The organism is Litchfieldella qijiaojingensis, assembly GCF_014651875.1.
In the GTDB taxonomy this organism is placed as follows: Bacteria; Pseudomonadota; Gammaproteobacteria; order Pseudomonadales; family Halomonadaceae; genus Litchfieldella; species Litchfieldella qijiaojingensis.
Window position 1 is genome coordinate 324,563 of record NZ_BMXS01000002.1, and the last position, 19,356, is coordinate 343,918.

Sequence of the window (19,356 nt, forward strand, 5' to 3'; positions counted from 1 at the left end):
GGCTTTACGCCTTCCCTTGCCACTCATCAAGTTCACCTTGTTCAACGTTTCTTTTTGCGTCACACCTTGCGCACAACGACACTGCCGGCACTGTAGCCAGCCCCAAAGGAACACACCACCCCGAGCGCCCCCGCCGGCAGGCCGTCGCGATGCAGGTGGAATGCGATGATGGACCCCGCCGAACTGGTATTGGCATAACGGTCGAGAATGACCGGCGCCTGCGCCGGGGTCGGATCGCCACCCAGTACGCGACGCGCGATCAGGTCATTCATATGGCGGTTGGCCTGATGCAACCACAACCGCGCCAGCTCGGAGCCGGACAGTCCCAAAGCCGTCAAGTGCTCGTCGATCAAGGTCGCCACCATGGGGCAAACCTCCTTGAACACCCGCCGACCTTCCTGAACGAATAGCTTGTCTGCGGCCAACGGGTCACTATCGGTGACACGATTGAGAAAGCCGGCATTGTTGCGAATGGCATGGGAGAAACGAGTCACCAAGCGCGTACCGAGAATCTCGAAGCGCGACGAGGCCGTTGCCAGTTCGGCGTTTTCGATGACCACGGCAGTACAGGCATCGCCGAAGATGAAATGACTGTCGCGATCCCGGAAGTTGAGGTGTGCTGAACAGATCTCCGGGCTGACCACCAGGGCGCGCCGCACACTCCCTGCGCGAATCGCATTGGCGGCGATATCGATGGCGAAGGTCGCCGAGCTGCAGGCGACGTTCATATCGAAGGCGTGGCCGCTGGCCCCAAGCGCGTCCTGGAGTTCCACGGCAATCGCTGGATAGGGCCGCTCCAGGTTGGAACAGGCGACGATCACCATATCGATGTCCGCGGCTTCGACGCCTGCGCGACTCAGCGCGTCACGCGCGGCGGCGAGCCCCATCTCGCACTGGATCGAGAGATCGTCGTTACTGCGTTGTGGCAAGCGGGGGCGCATACGCTCGGGATCGAGAATGCCCACGGCATCCAGTACATAACGGCTGTGGATACCCGATGCCTTGACGATGAACTCGGTGCTGGAATATTCCAACGGCTCGCGCTCGCCAGCGGCGATGGCCGAAGCATGTCGGGCGTTCTCAGCATCCACCCAAGTGTTGAAGGCCTCCACCAGAGCGGCATTGTCGATGGCATGCTCCGGTGTGTAGAGCCCAGTGCCGGTAATCACCGCGTGAGTCATGGTTCCCCCTGTGGCGGTTCATCTCCGCCTTGCATCCTTTATCGGCAATCCCCGCAGCCGCTTCAACGACGGCCGGTGATCTCCGCCCAGCGCTTTTCCAGGCGCTTGCTTGATACTGGCATCAAGGTGCCGAGTTGCTGAGCGAACAGCGACACGCGCAACTCCTCGATCCACCAGCCGAATTCGACCAATTGTGGATCCTCCATTCCGGCGCGCCGGCTCGCCTCGCGACGTTCGGCAAGGCGCGTTTCGAACTCCTGGACCTCCTGCATCAGCATCTGATCGCGCATGCGTTCTCGGGGAGCCTTTTCCAGTCGAATCATCGCCGCTTCCATATAACGAGGATAATGCTCGAGCCAGTCTCCGGCTTCGGCGACAAAGCCGGGATGCACCAAGCGCGTCATCTGGGCCTTGAGGTCACTGTATACCAGCGCCAGCGCAAAGCTCAGATTGCCTTTCAACGCCTTGGTCACCGCCAGGTGTCCCTCGAGTGCCTTCTCGAGCGTGGCGACCAACGATTCGCCATGCGGCACCAGCTCCGCGCGCCGCTCATCGAGACGTTCGTCGAGCGCCTGAGGCGTACGTGGCAAGGGGTCGGTGGCGATCACACGCAGGAATACGGCCTCGACCACATCATCGACGAGTTGGCGCTTGGTACCGACCTTGGTGAACAGCAGCGCACAGCGCTCGAGACCTGGCAAGCGCTGCAATAGTCGCACCTGATCGGGCAACCGCTGCATGGCAAGGCGCTTGATCCCATGGCGATGCGCTTCGCGCGCCTTGTCGGGGTGCTCGAAGAGCTCCACCACCAGGCCTTCGGAAGACTCGGCCAGGGCCGGGTATGCCTCGACGCGGATCCCCGCCTGGGTGGTGACCCTTGATTCGGGTAGTCCCGCCCGCGGTAGGTCATCGAGATCACGCTCGGCCACGACCTCTTCGCTCAACGCCCGAGCACCAGCGCTGGCGGCCTTGGCGAAGCGTCGTTCGAGCTCAGCAGGATCGCGCCCCTCGCCCAGCACACGCCCTTCATGATCGACCACTCGCAGATTCATCATCAGGTGCGGCTCGAGTTGCTCGGTGCGCCAGTCGTCGGGGGCAAGACGCAAGCCAGTCTTGACTCGCAGGAACTCCCCCAATGCCGCGGTCAGCGGCACATCGTCCGGCACCAGGCGCTCGAGCGCGGCGTCGACCCAATCGGGAATCGGCACCACCTGACGGCGCACCGATTTGGGCAGCGACTTGAGCAGAGCGATGCATTTCTCGCGCAGCACCCCCGGCACCAGCCACTCCAACCGCGCCACAGGCAACTGGGAAAGCATCGCCGCCGGTACCGTCAGGGTCACGCCGTCGTCGGAAGCGCCGGGCTGGAAGTGGTAGCTGAGCGGATAACGCACGCCGTTCAGCACCAGTTCGTCCGGGTATTGCTCGGCGGTTACGTCCTCGGCTTCGCGCGCCATCAGCGCCGCGCGGTCGAACTTGAGAAAAGCCGGGTTCTCGGCCTCGGCTTGCTTGCGCCAACGCTCGAACCCCTTGCCATTGACGATGTCGTCGGGCAGGCGCTGGTCGTAGAAATCGAACAGCGTCTCCTCGTCGACCAGGATGTCACGCTTGCGGGCACGATCCTCGAGATCCTCGACCTCCTCGACCAAGGCCCGGTTGTGACTGAAGAACTCGGCCTGGGTGCGGTATTCACCCTCGACAAGGGCACGCCGGATGAAGATTTCCCGCGCTTCCAGCGGAGCGATGGGACCGTAATTCACCTTGCGCCGGTTGACGATCGGCAGCCCGAACAGCGTGACCTGCTCGAAAGCCACGACCTGGGCGCGATTCATCTCCCAATGCGGCTCGCTGTAAGAACGCTTGACCAAGTGGCCGGCCAACGGCTCGATCCATTGCGGCTCGATACGGGCAACCTGACGGGCGAACAGCCGCGAGGTCTCGACCAATTCACCGGCCATGACCCACTTGGGAGATTTCTTGGCCAGCCCGGACCCGGGATGAATGAGAAACTTGCGATTGCGCGCCCCCAGATATTCACGGTTCTCGAGCAATTGACCAATGTTCGACAGCAGCCCGCTAAGCAACGCCTGGTGCAACTTGACGCCACTTTCACGCAGCTTGCGGGCACGCTGCTCGTCATCCTCGGGCAAAGGCAGCGCCGCGGGCACTGTAATGTCCATGTCACGCAGCAATTGCTTGAGCTGACGGAAGGTGTCGTGCCATTCGCGCAAGCGCAGGTAGTTGAGGTAATGCTCGCGACACCAACGCCGCAACTGGTTGCCGGAAAGCTCGTCGCGAGCCATCTCGAAGCCAAGCCATAGATTCAACCAGGCGACGAAATCGGAGTCCGGATCGTCCCAGCGCTTGTGAGCCTGGTCAGCGGCCTGGCGTTTTTCGGCTGGGCGCTCTCGAGGATCCTGCACGGCCAACGCTGATACCACGATCAGCACCTCACGCAGGCAGCCCGACTCGGCGCCAGCCAGTACCATGCGCCCCAGCCGGGGATCGATGGGCAACCGCGCCAGGCGTCGGCCGGTAACGGTCAAGGACTGGCAGTCGTCCACCGCTCCCAGCTCGAACAGCAAGCGGAAACCATCCTTGATGAATCGTGAATCGGGGGCGTCGATGAACGGAAAGTCCTCGATGTCACCAAGCTTCAGGGACAGCATCGACAAGATCACCGACGCCAGATTGGTACGCTGGATCTCGGGTTCGGTGTACTCGGGTCGAGCGAGGAAATCCTCTTCGCTATAGAGGCGAATGCACAGCCCGTCGGCGACACGCCCGCAACGACCCTTGCGCTGGTCGGCGCTGGCCTGGCTGACCGGTTCGATGGGTAGGCGCTGGACCTTGGCACGGTAGCTGTAGCGACTGATGCGTACCAGGCCCGGATCGATCACATAGCGAATCCCCGGCACGGTAAGCGAGGTCTCGGCAACGTTGGTGGCCAGCACGATACGCCGCCCTGTGTGCGCCTGGAAGACGCGATTCTGTTCGGCACTCGACAGCCGCGCGTACAGCGGCAGAATCTCGGTCTGCTTGAGATCGGCGCGACGCAAGGTATCGGCGGTTTCACGGATTTCGCGCTCGCCAGGCAAGAAGATCAACACGTCGCGCGGGCCGTGGAACCAGCGCTTTTCGCGCTCGATGGCCTCGATCTCCTCCACGGCATGCAGGATTCCCTCCTGCAGGGTGCGGTCCTCTTCGTCGGCCTCCTCGCGCAATAGCGGCCGGTAATGCACCTCCACCGGATAGGTGCGGCCGGATACCTGCACCACTGGTGCCGGCCGTCCGGGGGCGGAACCGAAGTGAGCGGCGAAACGTTCCACGTCGATGGTCGCCGACGTGATCAGGATCTTGAGATCGGGACGCCGCATGATGAGGCGCTTGAGGTAACCGAGCAGAAAATCGATGTTGAGGCTGCGCTCGTGAGCCTCGTCGATAATGATCGCGTCGTAGCGGCTGAGATCGGGGTCGTGCTGGGTCTCGGCAAGCAGGATGCCATCGGTCATCAGCTTGACCAAGGTATCGTCACCGGTCTGATCGGTGAACCGCACCTGATAGCCGACCTGTTGGCCCAGTGGAACCGCCAGTTCCTCGGACAGGCGCGCGGCCACCGAGCGTGCCGCCAGCCGCCGCGGCTGGGTGTGACCGATCAACCCGCGCCGCCCTAGTCCTAGTTCCAGACACAGTTTGGGTAGCTGCGTGGTCTTTCCCGAGCCGGTTTCACCCGCCACTACCACTACCTGATGCTCGCGGAGGGCCGCGAGAATCTCCTCACGACGCTCGGCCACGGGAAGTTCAGGCGGATATTCGAGCCGCACCGGCAATGCCTGGCGGCGCACCAACGACGCCTGGGAATCCGCTAGACGCCGCTCGATCTCTCCCAAGCCACGATCCACCGGCTTGCCGTCCTTGGCACGGCGCTTCAGCCCCGCTAGACGGCGCTCGAGCTCCCGGGCATCACGCAACAGACAATCGCCCAGGCGCGCTTGCAAGGCATGCAATCGAGACAGCTCGGAGGCGGATTTGGGGCGAGTGGTGGTGCTCAAGACTTCCTCTTTACGATCAAAGAAACCTGCCCGCCCCAGAGCTCCTGGAACGGGCAGGCCATTGTAACGCCTGGTGACAGGCCGTGCCTAATCAAGGTGGCCCCTATCAAAGCACCGCTCAGGCTCCACCCGGTTGGGTATCGCGCAATTCGCGACGCAACACCTTGCCCACATTGGTCTTCGGCAACTCATCGCGAAACTCGACATACTTGGGTACTTTGTAGCCAGTCAGCTCCTTCTTGCACCACTCGCGCAGGGTGTCGGCATCCAGATCCCGATTGCGTGAGACCACGAACAGCTTGATCGCCTCGCCACTATTGTCGTCGGGAACGCCTACTGCCGCCGCCTCGACCACGTCCGGGTGCCCGGTCACCACATCCTCGATCTCGTTGGGGTAAACGTTGAACCCGGAAACGATGATCATGTCCTTCTTGCGGTCGACGATTCGCACATAGCCATCCTCCTGCAACACAGCGATATCGCCAGTGCGAATCCAGCCCTCCGCATCCAACGCCTTGGCGGTTTCATCGGGTAGATTCCAGTAGCCCTTCATCACCTGTGGCCCCTTGACGCAAAGCTCGCCCGGTTCGCCCAATGGCAGGTCATTACCCTCGGCATCGATGGTCTTTACCGACGTTCCGGCCACCGGCTTGCCGATGGTGCCGAGTTGGATGGCGTCGATGGGGTTGAAGGTGACGATTGGCGAGGTCTCGGTCATGCCATAACCCTCGGCGACCGGACAGCCAGTGATCTCTTCCCAGCGCTGGGCGGCGGCCTTGGTCAACGCCATACCACCGGAAATGGTCAGCTTGAGGTGGGAGAAGTCGAGCTGCTTGAAATCGTCGCGATTGCACAGCGCATTGAACAGAGTATTCAAACCGATGAAGCCGGTGAATGGCAGCCCCTTGAGTTCCTTGACGAAGTTGTCCAGGTCACGCGGGTTGGTGATCAGGATCGAGTGGTTGCCGGTTTCCATCATGAACAGGCAATTCACTGTGAAAGTGTAGATGTGATAGACCGGCAACGGAGCAATGATCGTCTCGGCCCCGTCCTTCAAGGCCGGGCCGATTGCCGCACGGGCCTGCAGCATGTTGGCCACCAGATTGCGGTGGGTCAGCATCGCCCCCTTGGCCTGCCCGGTAGTTCCCCCCGTGTACTGCAGGGCGGCAATATCCTCGGGACCACGCGGCACGTCACGATGGGACAGGCCACTCCCCTTGCGCAGGGCATCACGGAACGGTATCGCCGTGGGCAGCTTGTATGGCGGCACCATCTTCTTGACATGCTTGACCACGGCATTGATCAGCGGCCGTTTGGGGAAGCCGTGCATGTCGCCAAGCTCGGTGACCAGTACGTGCTTGATCTCGGTGCGATCGAGCACTTTTTCGAGCTTGCCGGCCATGTTGGCCAGGATCAGGATTGCCTTGGCTCCCGAATCCTTGAACTGGTGCGCCATTTCGCGCTCGGTGTAGAGCGGGTTGGTATTGACCACCACCAGGCCAGCGCGCAGGGCCCCGAACACCGCCACCGGAAACTGCAACACATTGGGTAGTTGGATGGCAATGCGATCCCCCGGCTCGAGATCGGTTTCATGTTGCAACCAGGCGGCGAACTGCCTGGATAGGCGGTCGATATCGCCATAGGTCAAGGTCCGGCCCATGCAAGTGAAAGCCGGTTTGCCAGAGAAACGTGCGACCGATGCGTGGAAAACCTCCATTACCGAAGCATATTCATCGAGCCCCTCAAGAGGCTGGCCGGTGAGGACCGGGGCAGTGGCGTGCTCACTCATGGGCTGATCTCCGCGGTGGCGACAGTATCGTCGGCATTGGTTCTTGAAGTTTTAAAACGATCAATTTAAACCCCCGACTGAACCCTTCTGCAAGGCAACTTAAGGCTAACGGCAACATGGGAAGACTCCTGCCAGCCCGCACAAGTCTTCATATAGCGTTTTCTTAAGCGTATGAGGCTTTACCGGAAGCGCAAGCCAAGCCCTTCATCCCATCAAACGCGCCTGGATCTCACCATCCCGCCATACCAGCAACTCGCCGGTCATCATGCGGACCCAGCGCTCGTTGTCGGTCAGCGGCTCGGTCGCCAATACCGAGACGATGTCATTGGGCGTGGTATGTTCGGCGAAATTCACGCTCATTTCGGCATCGCTGAGCTTGGCCTTGCCGAAGGGAGCCCGCCGAGTAATATGCGCAAGTTTGGTCGAGCAATAGGCGTAGAGATAGCGGCCATCGGACAGCAACAGGTTGAACACTCCCAACCCACGTAACCGCTCACAAAGCTCATGCAGGCATTGCCACATCTTTTCGGGAGACGCTGGCGGTTCACTGAAGCGTCGCCGCAGTTCGCCCAACAGGAAACAGAAGGCATGCTCACTGTCGGTATCGCCCACTGGCCGATAGAAAGTCAGCGGCAGCGTCTGCCAGTCACTGAGCTGGCCATTGTGGGCATAGCACCACTGCCGCCCCCACATTTCCCGGGTGAAAGGGTGAGTATTGGCCAGGCGCACCTGGCCAACGTTGGCTTGGCGAATGTGGCTGATCACCACATGAGACTTGATGGGATATTCGCAGATCAGTCGGGCGATCGGTGAACCCATCGATGGATGAGGGTCGCGAAAGTCGCGATAGCCGCCTTCTTCGTAAAAGGCGATCCCCCAGCCATCACGATGAGGTCCGGTGCCACCGCCCCGATGCAGGAAGCCGGTGAAGCTGAAGCAGATATCGGTGGGCACATTGGCACTCATGCCCAACAATTCACACATGCGGCTCCTCCACACGCCGGAGCCGACGGCGGCGACGTACCGCCATCCGGTGCCACAATCCGATCACCACCAGCACCAGCAGCGCCATCCCCGCGAAGATCCATAGCCGTGGATCATCGCCGTGTTCGCGTGCCAAGCGCTCGACACCGGGCCGCGCCTCACGCCACAGCGACTGTGCCTGACGCGGCAAGGCATTGATCGCCGAGACCAGGCGATCCGCCAGTTCCTCTTTCGTCGCCTCGGGTTCAGCTTCCGAGGGGAACTGTTGGGTTTGCACATTGGCGCCGTCAATACGCGCCTCGCCGAGTGTGATCTCTCCGCCAGGGTTGAGCATCAGTCGCGGCAACCGTATCTCGCGGATCTGACCATCCAGCGTAATGGTCGCACTGAGCAGCAACGGCACACTGATATCGGGTTCCAGGCTGGGCAGATCCACTCGCCAACGGCGTGCGTCCGCGACGTTCACTTCCAGCGACTCCCCCTGCAACTCTGCATGCAGCACCGTATTGTCGGCATCCAGGCGAGGATGCTCGGCATTCAGGATAACCCGGTGCCGGGCGCCGTCGAGTTGCGCACTGATCGCTGGCAACACGTTCACGGCCTGGACACGCTGACGATTGAAGGCATCACTGATGGCTGCGATCACCAGGCGAGCATTGCCGATCAATCTCGGGGCCGGAAGCATGCCCTCGAAGCGTCCCTCGCTCTCCTCCAGTGCCACGGCTGACCGCACGTCTCCTTGAGGATCCTGCAGTTCGGCACGCATCTGCAGACCGCTGGGTAGTGCGTCCGTGTCGAGCACTATGTCGTTGCGCTCCAGCCAGGCGGACAATGCCAAGCCAAATCCCATATAGAGTGTGGTCGGCAACTCCGAGGTACGCAGTACCAGTGGGGAATCGACGCTGACCCGGCTATCGTCAGTGAACTCGCCTTCCACGCGCCACTCCCCTTCCTGCGGGGAGGGAATCGTGATCAGGTCGAAGCGCGACTCACTCTGCCAGCGCGCGCCTTCGGGATACTCGTCCGCACGGTATCGACGCCCTTCGGGATCGATCAAGGTCAGGGGTGGCGTATCGGGATCGTGGAACAACAGTGCCGAGAACGAATCGATACCGGGGTCGATGGTGAAGCGCCCCTCTTCGAACGGTAGCTGGTCGACAGGGAAGATGCGCTCGGTGATACCCAGGAAGGCACGCAGCAGGGTTTCCGGGGTTTCTACCAGAGTCGCCAGCCCACCGGTCTCCTGTGCGAGCCGTTCCACCAGGTCGAGATCGGCCTGTGGCGAGAAGGCGATGGCATGGATGACCACATCACCTTTGGCCAACTCAGGTGCCAGCTCATCGAGCAGTCGGCGCCGCGACTCGGCATCCCTGGCCGCCTTGTCACCCCCTCGTGCGGGCAGATCGATCATGCCATCTGTCAGCAGTATCAGGTGGCGTTGCCCATTCTCCGGCGAATTGGCAGCTTCGCGTATCGCCGCCTCGATATCGGTGAACTGTTGATACTCGGCGAGCGCCGGGGTCAGCGCCAGCGCTCGTTCACGCCACTGGGGATCGACGGACGCCACCGGCAGCGCGTTATCGACCGTTTCGCCGAAGGTCCACACGCCGCCATGTACGCCGGAAGGCAACAAGGCCACCAGCAACTCGAGGGCATTGGCGCTGAGTCGCTCGGGGTCGTTGTCCTTCATGCTCCCGGATACATCGAAGATCACGCGGACATCGGGGTCCGGGGTCCCCGCTGACTGGGCCAGCACGGGCGTGGACAACAGCATCAGGCAGCACAAGCCTACCCCTACGATGACGCGCATGATTTCCCCTTAACCGATCACCGGCTCACGGCGCTTGCCGTTGGTCGCGGGCTTGTCGGAACGACGCGGCGCTCGTTCCTCGTTCGACTCGTCGGATTCGCCACGGTGCCGCCACAACCACCATAGAGCACCACCGGCTGCGGCTCCGATAACCATCGCAATCGCCAACAGCGTCATGGCCATGGCAAAAGCGCCGCCATCGTGTTGCAGGAAGGCGACTCCCGCTACCACCACCGCCGGCGCCAGACCAGTGTAGAACTCCCCCTCTTCCAACAACGGCAGCGAGAAGTGGGCCGGCATCCACAGACTGCCCGCCACCACGCCGGTCACCATCAAGCGCGGCAACAGCGGCAGGAAACGAATGCCCAAGTAGCCAGTGGCCAATACTACCAGCGACAATAGGACATAAATCAGCCAAAGTAACGGAATCGAATCGGAAATCAGCATGCATGTCTCCTGGCGTGCGCCATCACTTACGCACGACATCGAATGAACTTCAATGAATATGGTACACCGCAGCACATGAAAGCACAGCCGCCCAGTGACAACGCCTCCCTCACGCGCGACACGTCCCCGGTCGAATCATTCCGCCGCACGGACGACCCGGAGTGGCACTGGCTCGAACAACGCGACGATCCCCAGGTCGAAGCGTTTCTTGGCGCCGCCAATGCCCGTTTCGAGCACTGGTTCGCCCCGCTGGAGCCGCTGGTCGAAACCCTGTACCACGGCCATCTGGCACGCCGTGAGTTGGCCGTCAGCGGCCTGCCGACACCATTGGATCACTATACCTATTGGAGCGAGACCGCCGCGGACGCCGATTACCCCGTGTGGTGGCGACATCCCAACGACGATCCCTCCTCGGCCCACTGCTTTCTCGACCTCCAGGCGCGTGCCGCCGAGCAGCGTTTCCTCGAAGTCGGCGACATGACCATGTCGCCCGACGAACAATGGCTGGCTTGGACCGAGGATACCCAAGGCGATGAATATTTCGACCTGTATCTCAAGCGTCTGCCTGATGGAGAACCACGCAAATTGCTCGGTGAGATCGGCTCTGAGCTGACCTGGGCCGAAGACAACCGCACCCTACTGTTTACCCGCTACGACATGACCCAGCGCCCCGACAGCGTGTGGCGCCTGCGGATCGATGCCACTGACGAAGAACCCAAGCAGAGTTTCCATGAGCCCGACCCGGAGTTTTGGGTCGGGCTGGGCAAGACACGCTCCCGCGCCTGGCTGATCATAGAGACCGCATCCAAGGACACCTCGGAGTGCCACCTGATCCCCGCCCATGCGCCCGACACTCCACCGCGCTGTTTTCTTCCCCGGAGCAATGGCGTGGAATACGCCATCGAGCATCGCCCCGGGTACTTCTATGTACTGCATAACCGTAATGCCCCCCACTTCCGGCTCGACACTGCCAGTGAATCCGCCCCGGAAGACTGGCAGCCACTGATCGCCCATCGCCGCGAACAAACGCTGGAAGGCGTGGATGCCTTCGACTGGGGACTGGTGGTCACCGAACGCGACCATGACCAGGCTCAGGTTCACCTGCGAGTGATCGAACTCGATGCAGGCCACCGTCCGGTACGCGACGAGCGCCTGCCGCTGCCCGAGGCTCCTTGTAGCCTGATGCTCGGTGACACCCCACACTTCGATGCCCGCAAGTTACGCCTGCGCGAGGAGTCGTTCACCCTGCCGGTACGCTGGATCGAGCACGATCTCGACAGCGGAGAACGCCGCCTGCTCAAGGTCCAGCCGATTCACGGCGACCTGCAGCCCGAGCAGCTCGTATGCCAGCGGCTATGGGCAACCGCGCATGACGGCGAGCGCATTCCTGTCTCGGTGGTGGCGCTTGCCGACCGGCTCGGTCAAGCACCGTTGCCCACGCTATTGTACGGTTACGGTGCCTACGGCGAGGTACTCGACCCCTGGTTCTCGGTGGCCCGTCTGGAGCTTCTCGCACGTGGAGTGGCCTTTGCGGTAGCCCATGTCCGCGGAGGTGGCGACCGCGGCGAGCCTTGGTACTTGGCAGGGAAACTCGAACACAAGGAAAACAGCTTCCGCGATTTTCTGGCTGCCCGCGATGCCCTGGTCGAGGCCGGGCTGGCCGATGGCGAACGTATCGCCGCCTATGGGGCCAGCGCCGGCGGCCTGCTGGTAGGCGCCAGCCTCAACCTGGCCCCGGAGGCCTTCTGTGCCGCCGTACTCGACGTGCCCTTCGTCGACGTGCTGCGCACCATGGAAAATCCCGACCTGCCATTGACCACTGCCGAGTACAGCGAATGGGGCAACCCCAACGAGCCTACGGTGAGGCGACGTATCCGCGCCTATTCGCCGTTGGACAACCTGGCGGCCCTGCCCTACCCCAGCGTATTCCTGCAGGGCAGTTGGCACGATTCGCGTGTCCCCTACTGGGAACCGGCCAAGCTCTATGCACGACTCATCGAATTGGGCAGCGCGCGAGGCCCGGTGCTGTTGCGCACCGATATGACTTCCGGTCACGGTGGTGCCTCCGGACGCTTCAAGGCCTGGCGTGACAATGCCCGTCAGGATGCCTTCATTCTTTGGGCACTGGGACTGGCCGAGACATGAACCAAAGCAGCGAGCCTTGGCAGCTCGTAGCCCGCAGCTCGTAGCCCGCAGCCCGCAGCATGAGATGAAAAAAGCACCCGGCGCATGACCGGGTGCTCTGTTACATGGCATAGGTAAATGGCCAGCGGGCATTAGCTCCCCCCGCCGGCACCACCATTCGTACCTCCCCCGGCGCCTCCACCGCTAGAATCACCGCCGGAACCACCGTCACTGCCGCCACCTGAGCCGCCACCGCTCGAGTCACCGCCGGAACCTCCGTCGCTGCCGCCGCCAGTGCCCCCACCGTCCGATCCGCCTCCGGAACCGCCATCGCTGCCACCCCCGGAGCCACCGCCATCCGAATCGCCGCCGCTTCCACCGTTGGAGCCACCACCATCACCGCCACTATTGCCCCCGCCAGAGCCGCCAGTGCCACCACCGCCGGAACCACCAGTGCCGCCACCATCGTTGCCGCCACCGTCGTTCGAGCCAACAGGTGTCATACCACCGTCGGAATCGTCAGGGACAGGATTGTGTCCAGTGGGGCTGCCATCGTCCTCGACTGCCACGCTTACCAAGAAACCACCCTCGCAGCCGCCGCCATCTTCCATGACACCGCCGCCGCCACCACCGCAGCCGCCACCGCCGCCACCTCCAGCGGCGGGAGCCGGCAGGACATCGAGAATATCCGTATCCGGCGGCAAGTCGTCGAGGATATCCGCCAGCTCATCGTCGCTGATGGAGCCATTCACCTCATCCCAGGAAGCATCCTGCGCCCAGGCCCCCGCCGCGGTCAGGCAGCCGAGCGCCACAGCCAACGTCACCCACGAAATTCGTTCCATAGCCAGAGCCTCAGTGTCGCCCTCTCCCAAGCACCGCCTGAGAACTGTCCAAGTTCGACTATTCGGAGAAATAAAATTCAACAAATAGTTACAGACCCAGTTAGCATCGCTACCGGAAGGAACATTCTCCATCGGAAATCAGGCTGATTGTGCGGTACTAGAGATAAGCGACGAAAACGTCCCGTTCGGGTGAAGCGCTTAATGCGCCGGTAGGGCTGACGCCAATCCAGTGGGGTGGCTAATCGCGGATGGGGAGAATCGCGATGATATGCTCCTCCAGTTCCTCTTCGGGGATATCAAGCTCGGACACGGCATAGCTGGCAACGCTGATACCGGCACGGTGAACACTGGCGGGATCGCCGGAGATCAAAGGATGCCAAGACGCCAGGCGACGCCCTTCGTGCAATCGGCGATAGGCGCAGGTCTTGGGCAGCCAACGGAACTCGTCGATCCGATCGGGCGTCAGCCGGGTGCAGCCCGGCACCTTGTCGAAGCGGTTGGGGTAATCGCTGCAGCGGCAACTTTTCGTATCCAGCAACTGGCAAGCAACATCGAGTGTCGCCACCTCACCGCTGTCCTCATCTTCCAACTTGAGAAGGCAGCACTTGCCACAACCGTCGCACAACGCTTCCCACTCGTCTTCAGTCAATTCATCCAGCGAGAAGCGTTCCCAAAACCGTTCGCGCATCTCAATAGCGACTCTCGGTCGGCGTACGATACAGGTCCAACAGATAGCTGTCCTTGGCTGGCGGCATCTGCAGGTAATAGCCTTTGTCCTCGATCGCCGCCATCACGTCCGCGGCCTTGGCACGCGCAAGACGCTTCTCGGCGGTCAGTATCAGGGTCATAACAGGCTGCGGATCGCCGAAACGTTCCAGCAATGCCTCCGGCACGTCCACCAGCCCACGGCGCTTGTCCACATACAAGTACGTTTCATCCTTGCGTGGACTCTTGAAGATTTCACATAGCAACTTGTCTGAAGACATTCCACTCATGAGGCTTCCACCTGATCGAGAGCTTCCTGTAGAGAGGTGGACAAGCGCTCACCGCGCCATCCACTCGGCAAGGGCAGATCCCGACATTCGAGATGGGCGGCGACCATGGCTTCCAGCTCTCGGCGTCGCAGCAGCAATTCCGGTGCGACACCCAACTGTTCCGCTTCATGGTTGACCACCCGCTTGAGCGCCTTGAGTCGCTTCTTGAAAGGGCCGCTCAAGGGTGAGGGCAAAGACCCCGGAAGCTCGTCGGCATCAAGGTGACGCGCCTGCCGCACCAAGGTCAACAGCATATCGCCTTCGCGCTTGATCACCGCTGGCTTCAATCCCTCGATCGTGGCGAGCTCGTAACGATTTTCAGGCATTCGCTCGGCAATGGCGTACAACAGCTTGTCATTGATCAACCAGCCACGCGGTCGGTTGCGGCGACGAGCTTCGGCCTCGCGCCAGGCGGTCAGGCGCCGATAGGCTTCGATCTGGCGTGGCTCGAGACGCCATAACTGACGATGACGGCGGTACCACTGCTCATCACTGTCGCTATTGCGCACGGTCTGTGCCTGCAATTCGTCGCAATCTGCCCGTAGCCAAGCCAGACGCCCCTGGGCATCGAGAGCGTCACGCTGGGTATGCCAGACTTGCAGCAGATAGACCACATCCAACGCCGCATAGCGGCGTTGCGCTTCGGAAAGTGGCCGTTCCAACCAATCGGAACGGGTCTCCTCCTTGGGCAACGTCTCGCCGGTCCAGTGCTCAACCAGGCGCTGGTAGCCCATCGCAGGGTCCTCGCCCAGCAGTGCTTGCCCAATCTGGGTATCCACCAGGGGCGATACCGCGACCCCCGCCCAGGCTGCGACCACCTCCAGGTCCTCACTGGAAGCATGCAAGATTTTCAGCGGCCCTTCAGCGAGCAAGGAACGCAGTGCCGGCGTGGCCACGACCGCCTGTGGGTCGATCAGGTACACCGCTCCTCCAGCGTAGAGCTGAACTAGCGCGGGCACGGGATGAAACGTCGACTCGCGGAAGAACTCGGTGTCCATCGCCAAGACATCGGCCTTGGCCAGCTCGGCACATGCGGCATCAAGGGCGTCGGGGGTATCGATCCAGCGGATATCGGGGTCCAAGGGCATTGGGTTTCCGGTTGTTCTGGTAATGAAAAAACGTCACTCGGTGGAAAATGGCAGGCGCCCGTTGAAGGCCCGACTCAAGGTCCCTCCGTCGACGTATTCGAGTTCACCGCCCATCGGCACACCATAGGCAAGCCGTGACAAGCGCACGTCGCTACCTTCCAGTTGCGCGGCGATATAGTGAGCGGTGGCTTCGCCTTCGACGGTGGGATTGGTGGCGAGGATCACTTCCTCGATCCCGCCTTCATCGAGCCGCGCGGCGAGCTGGTCGAGACCGATGTCCTCGGGACCGATACCGTCCAGGGGCGATAGGTGGCCATGCAAGACGAAATACTGGCCTCGATAGCCGCCCGCATCCTCGATCGCCAGCATATCGGCAGGAGACTCCACCACGCATAGCAAGCGCTCATCACGGCGCGCACTCCGGCATAATTCGCACACTTCTTCCTCGGTCAGGGTACGGCAACGCCGGCAATACCCGACCTCCTCGAGCGCCCGAGCCATGACCTCGGCCAGGCGACGTCCGCCATCGCGGTCGCGCTCCAACAGATGCAGCGCCATGCGCTGCGCAGTCTTGGGCCCGACACCGGGCAACACACGCAAGGCTTCCAGCAGGCGATCGACCAGAGGAGAGAAGCTCATAAAATGTCTCTTGATAGCGCTAGGCGAAACGTAAGCGAGTGCAGTAAGTCACGGCAGCGCTAGAAAGGCATTTTAAAGCCAGGCGGCAAATTCAAGCCCGAGGTCACTTCTTCCATCTTGGCTCGGGAATTAGCCTCGACCTTGCGCACGGCATCGTTGACCGCAGCAGCCAGCAGGTCCTCGAGCAGTTCCTTGTCTTCTTCCATGACGCTGGGGTCGATCTCGACACGGCTGACATCATGGCGGCCATTCATGGTCACCTTGATCATGCCGGCGCCAGCTTCTCCGGTCACTTCAGCATGCGCGACCTCTTCCTGGACACGCTGCATCTTCTCCTGCATTTCCTGGGCCTGCTTCATCAGGTTGCCCATTCCACCTTTCATCATGATGTCACCTCAATGGATCGACAGATAATTGGAACTATTCGTGGGGCGTCACGGTATTCTCGAGCAAACGGGCACCGAAAGCTTCCTGCAGTTTCTGGATGTGCGGATCATCCTGCAAGGCTTCGACCGCCTGGGCATGCCGCTCCGCCGCCCGACGCTCGGCACGGGTCCGGGGCGTTTCGTACTCAGCCGGGAGTTCGCCCGCGACGATCGACAACCGCCGCTCGACACCCGCCGCCGCCAACGCCTTCTGGATCCGCTCGACATGCACCTCGGCATTCATCGCTGCCTGCGATGGGTCGAGACGCAGTTGCAGCGCTTCGCCGTCATCCCTGTCGACCACGCAATGCGCCGCCAGGTTGCGTGTCAGCCCACCCAATTCGAGGCTATTGAACAATTCGAGCCAGGCGGCGTGATCGAACTCGCCTTTGTGGTGGGTTGTCTCGACCACTTCAGGCGTCGCCGCGGCCCAGTGGGGGGAAGGCATCTCGCTGGCTGCCGGTTCCGGTTGCCCTTCCCAGGGGGGAGGTTCCGGCATTGGCTCCGCAGCGACAAGCGTCTCGGGAGCGGGGTTCTCCTCCGCTGCCTGCGGCGCGTTCTCCATCACCGAACGCGGTTCAGTCGCGTCATTCTGGCCTGGAGGCTCGGATTCGGATTCGGAGGATGATGTCGTAGCGGTTTTGGCAGGGGTGGGCGTTGCCTTCAGCGGCAGCGGCGTCTGCGCCGGCTTGGGTACCCCCCGGGGGCGGAAGGCCAGCATGCGCAACAGGGTCATCTCCAGCGCCGTGCGCGCATCTGGCGCATGTTCCATGTCGGCACGCCCCTGCAAGCCGATCTGGTAGTAGAGCTGGATATCCTCGGCGGTGAAGCGAGACGCCAGGGTCAGCAGCGTATCGCGATCGCCATGGCCATTATCCAGCGCATCAGGCACCATCTGGGCGATCGCCAGCCGGTGCAACACCCCCACCAGATCGTCCAGCACGCCGGCAAAGTCCGGCCCCTGCTCGGCAAGGCTTGCGACTTCGGCCAGCACCCGCCCCGCATCGACCTCGGCCAAGGCCTCGACCAGTGCCAGCAAGTGGCGATGATCCAGGGTCCCAAGCATCGCCGCCACGTCACGATGGCGTACCTCGCCCTGCCCGAAGGCGATGGCCTGGTCGGTCAGACTCAAGGCATCGCGCATGGAACCATCGGCCGCCTTGCCCAGCAACCACAAGGCGCTCTCGTCGAAGGCCACGTTTTCGGCTTCGAGCACCCGGCTCAGATGCTCGACGATGCGCTCGGGTGGCATGTTCTTGAGCGTGAACTGCAGACAACGCGACAACACCGTGACCGGCAGCTTCTGCGGATCGGTGGTGGCAAGCAGGAATTTCACATGCGGTGGCGGCTCTTCCAGGGTCTTGAGCAGCGCATTGAAACTGTGGCCGGAGAGCATGTGCACCTCGTCAATGAGGTACACCTTGTAGCGCCCTTGGGTCGGTGCGTACTGGACGTTGTCGAGCAGCTCGCGGGTATCCTCGACCTTGGTGCGCGAAGCGGCATCGACCTCGATCAGGTCGACGAAGCGACCGTCGTCGATCGCCCGGCAGCTCTGGCACTGGCCACATGGGGTCGAGGTGACGGCACTCTCGTCATCACCCTTGGCGGTGCAGTTCAAGCATTTGGCGAGAATCCGCGCCAAGGTGGTCTTGCCCACACCACGGGTGCCGGTGAACAGGTAGGCATGATGCAGCCGCCCTTGGTCGAGCGCATTGACCAAGGCACGCTGGACATGCTCTTGGCCGACCAGCTCGTGAAAGGTGCGCGGCCGCCATTTGCGGGCCAGTACCTGATAGCTCATGCAACACGGGATCCTTGCTGCGGGGTGGACGAGCGCCGACTGGCGCCATGCATAACCCGTCATTCTAGCGGCTGGCGGCATGGGCGAAAAGCGAACCCGGCCGATTCACTCGCAGCGCTTGAGCACTGCCACTGCCAGCGCCACGGCTTTTTCCAGATCGGACTTGCTTAGTTCCGCCATCAGCGCCGGACGGCCTTCGCAGGCAGCGCGGATGATATCGATGGCTCGTTGCAACACCCATTCGCGCTGCTCTTCGCTGTCGGTGTGCTCGAACAGGGATTCCATCATACGGGCATAGACGATCGTGGGCGCCCCCTCCTGGGGCACGGTATCGGCTCGATACTCCCGCTCCTCCTGTCGCACAGCCTCAGTGGCGACTTCCTTCACACCGAGGTCAGGTGGCGCGCTTTCTTCCGCGATACCCTGCATGATTGGCTCCCCAGCGGCCAGCCAACCCACCGGGACCCGCAGCGCACCGGCAAGCGCCACCAACTTGTCGGCTCCCGGCGAAGAGGAACCGCTCAAATATTTTCTTATCAGGCTCTGTGCGATGCCAGTCCTTCTCTCCAGGGAGTAGGCCGATTGCCCTCCCATCGCCTGCCGGAGACGCCGGCTGAAAGCCTCGATATCCCACGCATGAAGCTCACTGCCCTCGGACTTTTCGGATTGATGTGCCACATCAGACTCCAATCCGTTGATATATCACAGTCAATGAAAATACAATCAAGAAATGTCGCATATTGATGGCACAAACAGGCTGTTTGTGATTGCATAGGGCTTCATGTCATCGCACCCTTTCCGTCATGAACGAAAAAAAGCGCCCAAAAAAACCGGCCTCCCAGGATTGGCATCGCGCCGATATCGTGGCGGCCGTCCACAAGGCCGGCTGGACACTACGCAAGCTGGCCGCGTATCACGGTTATAAGCAGGCCACCACCCTGTCCGTTGCCCTGGACCGACCGTGGCCAAAAGGTGAATGCATCATCGCAAGCGCGATCGGTGTCGACCCGGCCGCCATCTGGCCAAGTCGCTACCACGCAAGGAATAAAGAATAGCAGCCCGACAGGGTGAAGTCGTCAAGCAAGTGCTTGTCGGTACGAGCTCCTATTACCTGATGCACCGATCAGGAAATCAGGGCGG

General features: G+C 61.8%; 16 protein-coding genes. 2 read left to right on the forward strand and 14 right to left on the reverse strand.

All coding sequences use genetic code 11. The features are described from left to right. Positions 1-59: 59 nt before the first annotated feature. The 6 genes from IE093_RS03920 to IE093_RS03945 form a co-directional block, all read right to left on the reverse strand. Entirely contained in the window at positions 60-1,181 is a 1,122-nt protein-coding gene (locus IE093_RS03920; RefSeq protein ID WP_189466391.1) for a beta-ketoacyl-ACP synthase III, read from the reverse strand. 62 nt (positions 1,182-1,243) lie between these two features. Further along, positions 1,244-5,233: an ATP-dependent RNA helicase HrpA gene (gene hrpA, locus IE093_RS03925; protein WP_189466393.1), complete on the reverse strand. Its 3,990-nt coding sequence runs from the start codon at positions 5,231-5,233 to the stop codon at positions 1,244-1,246. Positions 5,234-5,351: 118 nt separating this feature from the next. Further along, complete coding sequence (locus IE093_RS03930) at positions 5,352-7,022, reverse strand: AMP-binding protein (protein ID WP_189466395.1); 1,671 nt, start codon at positions 7,020-7,022, stop codon at positions 5,352-5,354. 204 nt (positions 7,023-7,226) lie between these two features. Continuing rightward, complete coding sequence (locus tag IE093_RS03935) at positions 7,227-8,006, reverse strand: class II glutamine amidotransferase (RefSeq protein ID WP_189466397.1); 780 nt, start codon at positions 8,004-8,006, stop codon at positions 7,227-7,229. Continuing rightward, on the reverse strand, positions 7,999-9,816 hold the full coding sequence (locus IE093_RS03940; RefSeq protein WP_189466399.1) for a VWA domain-containing protein: 1,818 nt from the start codon (positions 9,814-9,816) through the stop codon (positions 7,999-8,001). The genes IE093_RS03935 and IE093_RS03940 overlap by 8 nt, the downstream gene beginning before the upstream one ends. A 9-nt stretch (positions 9,817-9,825) precedes the next feature. Then, positions 9,826-10,263, reverse strand: a complete 438-nt coding sequence (locus IE093_RS03945; protein WP_189466401.1) for a hypothetical protein — start codon at positions 10,261-10,263, stop codon at positions 9,826-9,828. 75 nt (positions 10,264-10,338) lie between these two features. Here IE093_RS03945 and IE093_RS03950 point away from each other — a divergent pair, with 75 nt between their 5' ends. Continuing rightward, entirely contained in the window at positions 10,339-12,408 is a 2,070-nt protein-coding gene (locus IE093_RS03950) for a S9 family peptidase (RefSeq protein ID WP_189466483.1), read from the forward strand. Between the two features lie 131 nt (positions 12,409-12,539). Here IE093_RS03950 and IE093_RS03955 read toward each other — a convergent pair whose 3' ends face one another. The 8 genes from IE093_RS03955 to IE093_RS03990 form a co-directional block, all read right to left on the reverse strand. Beyond that, positions 12,540-13,229 (reverse strand): hypothetical protein, encoded by a 690-nt coding sequence (locus IE093_RS03955; protein WP_229803215.1) that lies wholly within the window; start codon positions 13,227-13,229, stop codon positions 12,540-12,542. A gap of 238 nt (positions 13,230-13,467) precedes the next feature. Then, the gene (locus IE093_RS03960) at positions 13,468-13,917 is read right to left on the reverse strand and encodes a YcgN family cysteine cluster protein (protein WP_189466402.1); all 450 of its coding nucleotides are present in this window, start codon (positions 13,915-13,917) and stop codon (positions 13,468-13,470) included. Position 13,918: 1 nt separating this feature from the next. Further along, entirely contained in the window at positions 13,919-14,224 is a 306-nt protein-coding gene (locus tag IE093_RS03965) for a YcgL domain-containing protein (protein WP_189466405.1), read from the reverse strand. Beyond that, positions 14,221-15,351 (reverse strand): ribonuclease D, encoded by a 1,131-nt coding sequence (rnd, locus tag IE093_RS03970; protein ID WP_189466407.1) that lies wholly within the window; start codon positions 15,349-15,351, stop codon positions 14,221-14,223. Before rnd ends, IE093_RS03965 begins: the two co-directional genes overlap by 4 nt. Positions 15,352-15,384: 33 nt before the next feature. Further along, positions 15,385-15,990: a recombination mediator RecR gene (gene recR, locus IE093_RS03975; RefSeq protein WP_189466410.1), complete on the reverse strand. Its 606-nt coding sequence runs from the start codon at positions 15,988-15,990 to the stop codon at positions 15,385-15,387. 59 nt (positions 15,991-16,049) lie between these two features. Continuing rightward, entirely contained in the window at positions 16,050-16,376 is a 327-nt protein-coding gene (locus tag IE093_RS03980) for a YbaB/EbfC family nucleoid-associated protein (RefSeq protein WP_189466412.1), read from the reverse strand. Positions 16,377-16,410: 34 nt separating this feature from the next. Beyond that, positions 16,411-18,216 (reverse strand): DNA polymerase III subunit gamma/tau, encoded by a 1,806-nt coding sequence (dnaX, locus tag IE093_RS03985; RefSeq protein WP_189466413.1) that lies wholly within the window; start codon positions 18,214-18,216, stop codon positions 16,411-16,413. Between the two features lie 105 nt (positions 18,217-18,321). Continuing rightward, positions 18,322-18,894 (reverse strand): helix-turn-helix domain-containing protein, encoded by a 573-nt coding sequence (locus IE093_RS03990; RefSeq protein WP_189466415.1) that lies wholly within the window; start codon positions 18,892-18,894, stop codon positions 18,322-18,324. Positions 18,895-19,019: 125 nt separating this feature from the next. Between IE093_RS03990 and IE093_RS03995 the strand changes: the two genes are divergently transcribed. Continuing rightward, positions 19,020-19,271: a helix-turn-helix domain-containing protein gene (locus IE093_RS03995; protein WP_189466417.1), complete on the forward strand. Its 252-nt coding sequence runs from the start codon at positions 19,020-19,022 to the stop codon at positions 19,269-19,271. Positions 19,272-19,356: the final 85 nt, after the last annotated feature.

Bases quoted from the DNA above. Each gene is read 5' to 3' on its own strand.
- IE093_RS03945 (WP_189466401.1), bottom strand. From the start codon at position 10,263: ATGCTGATTTCCGATTCGATTCCGTTACTTTGGCTGATTTATGTCCTA.
- IE093_RS03955 (WP_229803215.1), bottom strand. From the start codon at position 13,229: ATGGAACGAATTTCGTGGGTGACGTTGGCTGTGGCGCTCGGCTGCCTG.
- IE093_RS03950 (WP_189466483.1), top strand. From the start codon at position 10,339: ATGAAAGCACAGCCGCCCAGTGACAACGCCTCCCTCACGCGCGACACG.
- dnaX (WP_189466413.1), bottom strand. From the start codon at position 18,216: ATGAGCTATCAGGTACTGGCCCGCAAATGGCGGCCGCGCACCTTTCAC.
- recR (WP_189466410.1), bottom strand. From the start codon at position 15,990: ATGAGCTTCTCTCCTCTGGTCGATCGCCTGCTGGAAGCCTTGCGTGTG.
- IE093_RS03940 (WP_189466399.1), bottom strand. From the start codon at position 9,816: ATGCGCGTCATCGTAGGGGTAGGCTTGTGCTGCCTGATGCTGTTGTCC.
- IE093_RS03960 (WP_189466402.1), bottom strand. From the start codon at position 13,917: ATGCGCGAACGGTTTTGGGAACGCTTCTCGCTGGATGAATTGACTGAA.
- IE093_RS03965 (WP_189466405.1), bottom strand. From the start codon at position 14,224: ATGAGTGGAATGTCTTCAGACAAGTTGCTATGTGAAATCTTCAAGAGT.
- IE093_RS03920 (WP_189466391.1), bottom strand. From the start codon at position 1,181: ATGACTCACGCGGTGATTACCGGCACTGGGCTCTACACACCGGAGCAT.
- IE093_RS03980 (WP_189466412.1), bottom strand. From the start codon at position 16,376: ATGATGAAAGGTGGAATGGGCAACCTGATGAAGCAGGCCCAGGAAATG.
- IE093_RS03935 (WP_189466397.1), bottom strand. From the start codon at position 8,006: ATGTGTGAATTGTTGGGCATGAGTGCCAATGTGCCCACCGATATCTGC.
- IE093_RS03995 (WP_189466417.1), top strand. From the start codon at position 19,020: ATGAACGAAAAAAAGCGCCCAAAAAAACCGGCCTCCCAGGATTGGCAT.
- rnd (WP_189466407.1), bottom strand. From the start codon at position 15,351: ATGCCCTTGGACCCCGATATCCGCTGGATCGATACCCCCGACGCCCTT.
- IE093_RS03930 (WP_189466395.1), bottom strand. From the start codon at position 7,022: ATGAGTGAGCACGCCACTGCCCCGGTCCTCACCGGCCAGCCTCTTGAG.